Annotated in this window: 10 protein-coding genes, 2 tRNA genes and 3 pseudogenes; 7 read left to right on the forward strand and 8 right to left on the reverse strand. The window is 70.8% G+C overall.

Annotated elements, in window-relative coordinates:
* A pseudogene (locus tag JNW89_RS18305) lies at window positions 1–243 on the reverse strand (hypothetical protein); the annotation flags it as partial.
* A gap of 123 nt (window positions 244–366) precedes the next feature.
* Here JNW89_RS18305 and JNW89_RS18310 point away from each other — a divergent pair.
* Window positions 367–1,074, forward strand: a complete 708-nt coding sequence (locus tag JNW89_RS18310; protein WP_154942013.1) for a glycosyltransferase family 2 protein — start codon at window positions 367–369, stop codon at window positions 1,072–1,074.
* On the opposite strand, the gene JNW89_RS18315 is transcribed toward JNW89_RS18310, so the two are convergent.
* Both JNW89_RS18315 and JNW89_RS18320 read right to left on the reverse strand, forming a co-directional pair.
* Complete coding sequence (locus JNW89_RS18315) at window positions 1,060–1,953, reverse strand: transketolase family protein (protein ID WP_238449844.1); 894 nt, start codon at window positions 1,951–1,953, stop codon at window positions 1,060–1,062. The genes JNW89_RS18310 and JNW89_RS18315 overlap by 15 nt on opposite strands.
* A 4-nt stretch (window positions 1,954–1,957) precedes the next feature.
* Window positions 1,958–2,659: a transketolase gene (locus tag JNW89_RS18320; RefSeq protein WP_238449845.1), complete on the reverse strand. Its 702-nt coding sequence runs from the start codon at window positions 2,657–2,659 to the stop codon at window positions 1,958–1,960.
* A 45-nt stretch (window positions 2,660–2,704) separates the two neighbouring features.
* Here JNW89_RS18320 and soxR point away from each other — a divergent pair.
* Window positions 2,705–3,168: pseudogene (soxR, locus tag JNW89_RS18325) on the forward strand (redox-sensitive transcriptional activator SoxR).
* On the opposite strand, the gene JNW89_RS18330 reads toward soxR, so the two are convergent.
* From JNW89_RS18330 to JNW89_RS18340, 3 genes are read right to left on the reverse strand one after another with little or no spacing between them, the layout of a single operon-like run.
* Window positions 3,155–3,943: an NAD(P)H-quinone oxidoreductase gene (locus tag JNW89_RS18330; protein ID WP_238449846.1), complete on the reverse strand. Its 789-nt coding sequence runs from the start codon at window positions 3,941–3,943 to the stop codon at window positions 3,155–3,157. The pseudogene soxR and the gene JNW89_RS18330 sit on opposite strands and share 14 nt — an antisense overlap.
* The gene (locus tag JNW89_RS38115) at window positions 3,904–4,134 is read right to left on the reverse strand and encodes an alcohol dehydrogenase catalytic domain-containing protein (protein WP_238449847.1); all 231 of its coding nucleotides are present in this window, start codon (window positions 4,132–4,134) and stop codon (window positions 3,904–3,906) included. Before JNW89_RS38115 ends, JNW89_RS18330 begins: the two co-directional genes overlap by 40 nt.
* Window positions 4,135–4,143: 9 nt before the next feature.
* The gene (locus tag JNW89_RS18340; protein WP_238449848.1) at window positions 4,144–4,683 is read right to left on the reverse strand and encodes an AAA family ATPase; all 540 of its coding nucleotides are present in this window, start codon (window positions 4,681–4,683) and stop codon (window positions 4,144–4,146) included.
* A gap of 95 nt (window positions 4,684–4,778) precedes the next feature.
* Here JNW89_RS18340 and JNW89_RS18345 point away from each other — a divergent pair.
* From JNW89_RS18345 to JNW89_RS18355, 3 genes are all read left to right on the forward strand, one after another.
* A tRNA-Ser gene (locus JNW89_RS18345) sits at window positions 4,779–4,867 on the forward strand.
* Window positions 4,868–4,983: 116 nt separating this feature from the next.
* On the forward strand, window positions 4,984–5,895 hold the full coding sequence (locus JNW89_RS18350) for a 2-hydroxyacid dehydrogenase (protein ID WP_255540957.1): 912 nt from the start codon (window positions 4,984–4,986) through the stop codon (window positions 5,893–5,895).
* A 67-nt stretch (window positions 5,896–5,962) separates the two neighbouring features.
* Window positions 5,963–6,048 (forward strand) — tRNA-OTHER (locus tag JNW89_RS18355).
* 54 nt (window positions 6,049–6,102) lie between these two features.
* Here JNW89_RS18355 and JNW89_RS18360 read toward each other — a convergent pair.
* Together JNW89_RS18360 and JNW89_RS18365 are read right to left on the reverse strand one after the other, a co-directional pair.
* Entirely contained in the window at window positions 6,103–6,288 is a 186-nt protein-coding gene (locus JNW89_RS18360; RefSeq protein ID WP_238449850.1) for a hypothetical protein, read from the reverse strand.
* Between the two features lie 13 nt (window positions 6,289–6,301).
* Window positions 6,302–7,468 (reverse strand): glycosyltransferase family 2 protein, encoded by a 1,167-nt coding sequence (locus tag JNW89_RS18365; RefSeq protein ID WP_238449851.1) that lies wholly within the window; start codon window positions 7,466–7,468, stop codon window positions 6,302–6,304.
* A 296-nt stretch (window positions 7,469–7,764) separates the two neighbouring features.
* Here JNW89_RS18365 and JNW89_RS18370 point away from each other — a divergent pair, with 296 nt between their 5' ends.
* Window positions 7,765–9,189 carry a cellulose binding domain-containing protein gene (locus JNW89_RS18370; RefSeq protein WP_238449852.1) on the forward strand — a complete coding sequence of 475 codons (1,425 nt, stop codon included), beginning with the start codon at window positions 7,765–7,767 and terminating at the stop codon, window positions 9,187–9,189.
* 14 nt (window positions 9,190–9,203) lie between these two features.
* Window positions 9,204–9,332 (forward strand): annotated as a pseudogene (locus tag JNW89_RS37715) (dihydrofolate reductase); the annotation flags it as partial.
* Between the last annotated feature and the right edge of the window lies 1 nt (window position 9,333).

Below are 9,333 nucleotides of genomic sequence, written 5' to 3' on the forward strand. Positions count from 1 at the left end.
CGCCGCCACGGTGGCGGCGAGGAAGAGCAGCCAGGCCACGGCGACGGCCGGCAGGGTCAGCGCGCGCAGCGCGCCCAGCAGTTCCACGGTGAGTACGGCGAAGACGCCGGTCAGCAGCGCGGCGCGGACCACGGCCAGGCGCAGCGGGGCGACCGCGTCCGGACAGCGGGTCCACAGCACCGAGGTGAGCACCACGAACGCGGCGACGGGCGCCACTACGACCATCCAGCCGGCTGCCGACATGGGCGGAAGTTAACACCATGTTCCTGAAGGGTGGGTGCCCCCTGGCCGTGGTGGCGGCCTCCCTGGCGCTGAGCAGCCAGGCTAGGCTAGGGCCGACTTACTGTCGCCACCGTGGAGATCCCCGTGAAGCTCTCGATCCTCATGCCGGTCTACAACGAGGAAGAACGCATCGCGGATGCCCTCAAGCAGGCATTGGCGGTCGATTACCCGTGCGAGATCGAGCTGGTCGTGGTCGACGACGGCAGCCGGGACGGCACCGGTGAGATCCTCGGCCGGGCCGACGACGCGCGGCTGCGGGTCATCACCCACCAGCGCAACGCGGGCAAGGGCGCGGCCATCAAGACGGCCGTGGACAGCGCGGAGGGTGAGTACATGGTCATCCTCGACGCCGACCTGGAGTACGACCCGCAGGACATCCCGCGCCTGCTCGACCCGGTGCTCGACGGCCGCGCCACGGTGGTCTACGGCAATCGCACCTTCGGCAGCCACAGCGCCTACAGCTTCTGGTACGTGATGGGCAACAAGGGCGTCACGATGGCCGCCAACGTGCTGTTCAACTCCTACATCGGCGACCTGGAGACCTGCTTCAAGCTGATGCCGGTCGAGCTGTACCGCTCCCTCGACGTCCGGTCCCGCGGCTTCGGCATGGAGGCGGAGGTGACCGGCAAGCTGTTGCGCCGCCGCATCCGCCCGTACGAGGTGCCGATCAGCTACCGGGCGCGCGGTCGCGAGGAGGGGAAGAAGATCACCTGGAAGGACGGCGTCGAGGCGCTCTGGATCCTCGGCCGGGAGCGCACCCGCCGCCGTCCCGCCGGCTCAGCCCCGCGCTGACGCCGTTCGCAGGAAACCGTCGACCGACCGGCGCAGGCCGTCGGCGTCCAGCCCGTGCCAGCGGGTGTGGTCCTCCGCCGTGCCGTAGCGCCGCAGGTCCGACCGGCCCACGCCGAGGCTGAGCAGCCGGTGCGGCCGGTCGGCCAGCGCCTCCGACACCACCCGGGCCGAGGTGCCGGCCAGGTAGGGCTCGACCAGGATCACCTCCGTGCCGGCCAGCTCCCGCAGGCCGGCGGTGTCGAACGGCCGCGGCCGGTGGGTGTAGGCCACCGTCACCGGCAGGTCGGCCACCGCCGCGAGCGCCGCGTCCAGCACCGGCCCGACCGCCACCAGCAGCGCCGCGCCCGGCCCGGCATCCCGCAGCACCCGCAGCGCACCGTCCCCGTTGTACGGGCGCCCGTTCTGCTGCGTCGACAGCCGCAGGTACGCCGAGCCCCGCCCGCACACCACGTCGCGCAGCAGCCCCGGCACCTCGTCCGGATGGCCGGGCACGTGCACGGTCCAGCCGTTCAGCGTGTCGAGCAGGCTGACGTCCGCCGGGCTGAGGTGCGTCCGGCCCGCCGCCGCCCGGTCGTACGACGCCCCGACGCTGACCAGCACCGCGCCGACCCCCTGGTGGTCGAGGTCCAGCTTGATCTGCTCGTACGCCCGCTCGACGAGGAACGGGGCGTAGCTGTGCACGATCGGACGTTGCCCGGTCAGCGCCAGTCCGCCGGCCACCCCCACCATCAACTGCTCCCGGATCCCGACGTTGAGCACCCGGTCGGGATACCGGCGGGCGGCCGGGGCGAACGCGGCGGCCGAGATGTCCGCCAGCACGATGGTGGTACGCGGATCCGCCAGCAGTTCGGTCGCGCTGGCGACGAAGGTCTCCCGCATGCTCTCATTCCCCGTTCTCGACGACCGCGACGACGACGTGCGGCCGGTGCTTCTCGTGCCCGGTGAGGGCGGCGTGCAGGGCGTCGTGGTCGCGTCCGTCGACGGTGGTGGCGGTCCAGCCGTTGACGGTGAACCGGCTGGCCACCCCGCCCGGCCAGCCGTGGCTGGCGGAGCGGTTGTCCAGCACGATCGCGGTCAGATTGGCCAGCCCGGTCGCCCCGGCGTACGCGATCGCCTCGTGGTTGGAGCCCTCGTCCAGTTCGGCGTCGCCGAGCAGGACGTACACCCGCGGATCGGTGCGACCCTGGGCGCGCAGTCCCAGCGCGGTGCCCACGCCCAGCCCGAGGCCGTGGCCGAGCGAGCCGGAGCCGATCTCCACGCCGGGCACCAGCAGCCGGTCCGGGTGGTCGCCGAGGCGGCTGTCCGGGCCGCCCTGGTCGTCGAGCCACTCGGCCGGGACGAAGCCCTTCGCGGCGAGCACCGCGTAGTAGCCGGCGACGGCGTGCCCCTTGGAGAGCAGGAAGCGGTCCCGTTCCGGGTCGTCCACGGTCTGTGGGGTGATCCGCAGGATCCGGTCGTACAGCACCCAGAGCACGTCGACGGTCGAGTAGACGTTGGAGCCGAACTCGCGGCCGGCGCGCAGCCGCTCCAGCGGTGCGGCGACCGGACCCGGCAGGGGTGGGGCGGTGGCGGTCGTGGTGGTCATGCGGCTAGCCTGCAAGTTGAAGTCAACTTCAACTCAAGGCGACTGATGCACGAATCACTCACCATCGGGCAGCTCTCCACCCGCAGCGGCGTGGCCCCGTCCGCGCTGCGCTACTACGAACGGCTCGGCCTGATCCGCGCCGAACGCACCGGCGGCAACCAGCGCCGGTACCCGCGCACCGAGCTGCGCCGGGTGGCGTTCATCCGGATCTCCCAGCAGGTCGGCATCTCGCTGGAGGAGATCCGCGAGGCGCTCGACTCGCTGCCCGCCTCCCGTACCCCCACCCCCGACGACTGGGCAGCGCTGTCCCGGGTCTGGCGGGAGCGGCTGGACGAGAAGATCCGGCTGCTCGGCAAGCTCCGCGACGACCTGGACGGCTGCATCGGCTGCGGCTGCCTGTCGTTGCAGCGCTGCACCCTCTACAACCCGGGCGACTCGCTCGCCGGCGAGGGGCCGGCGCCCGGCTGGTGCTGCCCCGACCGGGAAACGGTGCCGTCACGGCGTCGTGAGCAGCACCTTGCCCACGTGGTCGTTCGACTCGACCAGCCGGTGCGCCTGCGCCGCCTCGGTCATCGGCAGCCGCCGGTCCACGATCGGCCGGATCCTGCCGGCCGCCACCAGCGGCCAGACCTGCTCCCGGACGCCCCGCACGATCTCCGCCTTGTCGTCCAGCGGGCGGGAGCGCAGCGCGGTCGCGGCCACCGAGGCCCGCTTGGCCAGCAGCGCGCCCAGGTCCAGCTCGGCCTTGCGGCCGCCCTGCATGCCGATCACCACCAGCCGGCCGCCGTCGGCCAGCGCCGCCACGTTCCGGCTCAGGTAGGAGGCGCCCATGATGTCGAGGATGACGTCCGCGCCGCGACCGTCGGTGACCCGGCGGACCTCCTCGACGAAGTCCTGCTCCCGGTAGTCGATCGTGTGCGCGGCGCCCAGCTCCCGCAGCCGGTCGTGCTTGGCCGCGCGGGCGGTCACCGCCACGGTCGCGCCGAGCGCCACCCCGAGCTGGACGGCGAAGGTGCCGATCCCGCTGCCACCACCGTGCACCAGCAGCGTCTCGCCCGTGCCGAGCCGGGCCAGCCGCACCACGTTCGACCAGACCGTGCAGGCCACCTCCGGCAGCGCCGCCGCGTCGACCAGGTCCACACCGGCCGGCACCGGCAGCAACTGCCCGGCCGGCACGACCACCCGCTCCGCGTACCCGCCGCCGGCCAGCAGCGCGCAGACCTCCTGGCCGACCTCCCACCCGGTCACCGCCCGGGCCGACCGCGCCGACCCACCCCCGAGCACTCCAGCCCCGGGTACGCGGGCGCGCCCGGCGGCGGTGGGTAGTGCCCCTGCCGTTGCAGCAGGTCGGCCCGGTTCACCGCGCTGGCCCGCACGTCGACGACCACCTCGCCCGGGCCGGGCTCCGGGTCGGGCACCTCCGCCCAGACGAGTGCCTCAGGTCCGCCGGGTTCCGGAATCGTGATCGCGTGCATGGCCCAGTCTTACCCGATCCGCCCCTCGGTCCACGCCCGGCCCAGGATCTCGTCCACCGTCTGCGCCGGAGTCTGCTCCGAGGTGTCCAGCCAGAGCCCGATCCGCGGCGTGTCGGCCCGGAACCCGGCGTCGAAGTCGGCGACCGGCCAGTCGCCGTACCCCGTCTTGGGTCGCGCCTGCTCGCGGGCGGCGACCACCTCGGGTCGCGGCGCGAGCACGACCACCAGCAGCGGCCGGTGCCGGATCCGCTCGACCATCGCCGGCAGCTCCGGCCCGACGACGACGTCCTGGAGTACGACGGTGAAGCCGGCTTCGACGTACCCGTCGGCGGTCCGTGCGGCGAGGTGGTAGCGGAGCCGGAGCTGACGCCACGCCTCCTCGGAGAGTTCGGCGGTCATCTCCGCCCGACCGTTGACCACCATCCGCCGGAAGAGGTCACCCCGCAGGTGCACCGAGCGGGGCAGCCGTCGGGCCAGCTCCTCGGCCACTGTGGACTTGCCGGCCGCCATGATCCCGGTGATCAGCACGATCGTCGGTGTGTCCCACATCAGGGCATCCTCCCAATAGGGGTGGGAGGCCGGTTCCGGCGTGCGGCGTCCGTGGCAGACTAGGCACCGGCCGTACGCCCGAGGGTGACGGTCCGGGAGGGTTCGCCTAGTGGCCGATGGCGCTGGTCTTGAAAACCGGTAAGGGCAGCGATGTCCTTCGTGGGTTCGAATCCCACACCCTCCGCCCCTGGGAACAGCAAAACATCCCCTGGCCAGCGCAAACGGCGGTCAGGGGGCGTGTCTACGGCCGGCGGGCGACATCGCGCGCGTGCGGGCACGGCCGGCTCGGCCCGATCCAGCATGATTGTCGCCGTGCGCTACTTGATCTCTCACCCCGACGCATTGGCCGAGCTCGGCGATCTGGACGTCGCGCTGTACGACGGCACTCAACCCGTCCCAGAAGATCTGGCCGATGTCGAGTTCTACGCGATCCCGTACGGGATCATCGATCCGCGTTTCTGCGAGCCGATCGCCCGGATGCCCCGGCTCAGAGTGGTCCAGACCGTGACCGCCGGCTACGACCATGTCCTGCCGTACCTGCGGCCCGGCCTGACGCTGGCCAACGGCCGGGGCGTGCACGACGCGGCCACCGCCGAGCTGGCCGTGGCGCTCACCCTCGCCGCCCGGCGCCGGCTGCCGGACTTCGTCCGGGCGGGCGGCGAGGGCCGCTGGGCCTCGGGTTGGTCGACCGGGCTGGCTGACGCCCGGGTGCTGATCGTCGGGTACGGCTCGATCGGCGCCGCGATCGAGCGCCGGCTCGCCGGGTTCGAGGTGGAGATCAGCCGGGTGGCACGGAGCGCCCGCCCCGGCGTACGGCCGGTTTCCGAACTTCCGGAGCTGTTGCCACGAGCGGATGTCGTCATCCTGGCCACGCCGCTGACCCCGGAGACCGAGGGCCTGGTGAACAAGGATTTCCTCGCCGGGATGGCCGACGGCGCCCTGCTGGTGAACGTGTCACGGGGGCGGGTGGTGGACACCGAGGCGCTGCTCGCCGAACTCAGCGCGGGCCGGCTGTACGCTGCCCTGGACGTCACCGAACCCGAGCCGCTGCCCGCCGACCACCCGCTGTGGTCCGCACCGAACGTCCTGATCAGCCCGCACGTCGGCGGCCTGACCGCCGCGTTGGCGCCCCGGGCCCGCCGGCTGCTGGTCGACCAGGTCCGGCGGTACGCGGCGGGCAAGCCGCTGGCGAACGTGGTTCTCGGGCCGTAACGTTCGGGTCCCACCGGGGGCCGTGATCTGGAAATAGGCACCGGCCGTTCCCACGGGTGACGGTCCGGGAGGGTTCGCCTAGTGGCCGATGGCGCTGATCTTGAAACCGGTAGGGCAGCGACATCTTCGTGGGTTCGAATCCCACACCCTCCGCAACCGCACTCAGCGTGCTCTGGCCGGAAGTGCCTCGTGCAGCTCGGCGACCGGTCAGTCGCCGGCGATGCGGCGGTCCCTGCGGTACCGCTGGCGCGATGCCACGTAGGTGCCGACGGAGCCGGTGATGAGGATGACCGTCAGCACGAGGAGGGCGTATTCCACCTCTGCGAGTTCGCGCATGGCGACCAGGGTCGCCGCCAGGAGAAAGCAGATCCCGAAGCCTTTGAGGGAGTTCATCTGTGACGCTGCCTTACTTCCATGACGATACGGGGGTGAAATACGACTTGAGGAGGGATGACAGGAGCCAGTAGGCGCGCACGACCGTGTAGACCAGCTCGGGAATGAGCAGGGCCTCGACCAGCATCGCCTTCCAGCCGAGGCTGCGTACCCGCACCGCGGGGTAGATGACCCAAAACGCGAAGAGTAACCAGAAGATGGGCTGTTGCTTGAAGCCGCTGGTGACCACGTCGGCCAGTTGGGTGGTCCCCCAGCCGATGAGGTAGACGACGCCGAGCAGCCCGAGGATCATCGTCGCGATCGAGTGCCAGGTGAACTTGGTCCAGCCACGGGCGCGCAGGGCGTCCACGGTGCCACGCACCCAGCGCTGACGCTGCTGCAGCAGTTCACGCAGCGTGGGCATGAGGTCGGTGTAGGCGATGCACAGCTGGTTCGCGGTCACCTTCCAACCGCATTCCTTGAGCGTCAGCGTCGTCTCGTAGTCCTCGACGAGGTTGCGGTGGTCCTCCCAGAACACCGCGCCGCGCTTGTCGATGACCGATTGCAGCGCCACGCCGCGGTAGAAGGATCCGGCGCCCGACATGGTGTGCACGTCGGTCTGGAAACGGGCGTTGGCGGCGCGGCCGTACTCGATGATCTGCATGCCCAGCAGGAATCTTTGCCAGGGGTTGCGCCACAGCCCCGTGCGGCCCAGACAGACGGCGCTGACGCCACCGATCTCGGGGTCCGAGGTGATCACCTTGCGGGCCCGTTCGATGAACCTCGGGTGCAGTTCCGTGTCGGCGTCCATCACCAGGACGTGCTGGACCGGATCCAGCCGCCCGCCGACCCGCTGACTCAACCAGGCGATGCCGTAGTTGAGGGCACCGGCCTTCTTGTGCTCGTTCTCGCGCATCAGCAGGACGTCGGTGCGCGGTGTACGCGGATCGGCGGCGAACTGCCGGGCGAAATGTTCCGTCTGGTCGGTGGAGTTGTTGACGACCACGACGATCCGGTCGGGGCGCCAGGTCTGCCGGGCCAGGGAATTCAGGGAAGTGAGGATCCCGACTTCCTCATTGCGTGCCGGGATGATGGCGACGATGTCGTGCAGCGTCGGGCCGGTGGGCTTCGGAGTGCCGTGATGTCTCCAGGGGAGACGTTGCAGGATGGCGGTCGCCTCAAGCCCCGCTTCGCCGATCATGTTGTGTGACACGAGTTCCCCGCTCGATGATCCTCGTCCAGGCCGGCTGTCGCGCGGTCTGGAGCAGGAGAACCATAGCTGACCTGGTGAAGTCGACGACGCCCCCGGTGAGCCAGCTCCAGCTGCCCGTTCGGATGATCGGCAGTGGAGCTGGCCGCGCGCGGGCGGACCAGGACGTCTCCCGTCTTGCGAGATGACCGACGCGGACCGGCGTCGGTAGGATGGCGCGCGTTGTCCAGACGGCCCCCTACCAGCACTCTCTGGTACGCACGTCTCCAGTCGTCAAGGAGCTCCGTATGGGGTCGCGTTCCCGTTCCGCCAACCGCTGGCTCGGCCTGCTCATGGTCATGGTGGTCCTCGGCACCGGAGTGGTGCTCTACGGCATGTGGCGGACGACGACCGCCGCCGGACCCGCTGATGAAAGCTCGCCGCTGACCGTCCGGTACCGGACGGACACCCCCGCCACCGCCCCGGTCGGCAAGCCGTGGCTGGAGGTCATCAACACCTCCGGCCAGCCGCTGGCACTGCACACGGTGACGCTGCAGTACTACTTCAGCGACGACGACAGCGCCGGCTACGCGGCCAACTGCGTTCAGACAGCCCTCGACTGCTCGAACGTCACCCAGGTCGTCAGCGCGTTGCCCGATCCCGCGCCCGGCGCCACCCACTACCTGCGGGTCGGTTTCACCTCCGCTGCCGGCACCCTGGGACCTGGCCAGACCAGCCAGGCCATCGGGCTGCAGCTGTACCGCCTCGACCACGAGGACCTGGATCAGGCCGACGATCGCTCGTTCGATCCGGCGCTCGCCCGCTACGCGCCCTCGACCCGCGTTACCGGCTATGTCGACGGCGTCCTCTCCTGGGGAGAGGAGCCGGACGCTGTTCCGCCGGCAACGTCCCCCCGGCCCTCGAGCGCGTCGGCCCCGACCGTGCCGGCCGGCACGCTCTTCGACAACTTCCACTACACCAACGTCGCCGATCCGGCGGTGACCGCCCACGGGTGGCAGGCCCGCACCGGCGGCGGCGGGCCCGGGATCGCCGGCACCTGGTCAGCGGACGCCATCAGTTTTCCCGCCAATCAGAAGGCTAAGGGCGGGCAGGTACTTCAGTTGCAGGTCACTACCGACGGCACCCGGCAAGGCACCCAGCAGGCAGAACTGGTCGGTGTCGACAACACCTTCCTGACCGGCACCATCGCCGCACGGATCCGTTTCTCCGACCGGCCGGCCGACGGCCGCAACGGCGACCACGTCGTCGAATCCTTCTGCACGATCTCGCCGGAAGCGACCTCGGGCCCCTACAACGAGCTCGACTTCGAGTACCAGCCCAACGGCGGCTGGGGTGCCCCCGGCCCCAAGCTCGACACCGTCAGCTGGCGGAGCGCCACAGCGGGCGACCGCACCACGCGAGCCGTGCATCGATCCCTCGCCGGGTGGCACACCCTGATGATCACTGCAGTCGACGGTACGGTCACGTACTCGATCGACGGCCGGCCGGTCTTCCGCAGCGGTGGCAAGACCTTCCCCCGCGCACCGATGCGCGTCCACCTCAACACGTGGCTCGTCGACCTGCCCTTCGCCGGCCAACGAACGTGGAACATGCAGGTCAACTGGATCTACTCGGTATCCGGCAAGGCCGTGAGCATGAAGGAGGCGCAGCGCGCCGTCGACGGCTTCTACCGCGACGGAATCAACTACATCAACACCACAGGCGGTCAGTAGGAAAGGCCGCCCCCGTCCTGATCAGCCCGCACGTCGGCGGCCTGACCGCCGCGTTGGCGCCCCGGGCCCGCCGGCTGCTGGTCGACCAGGTCCGGCGGTACGCGGCGGGCAAGCCGCTCGCGAACGTCGTTGTCGGGCCGTAAC

It is taken from the genome of Micromonospora sp. 4G55 (assembly GCF_016803375.1).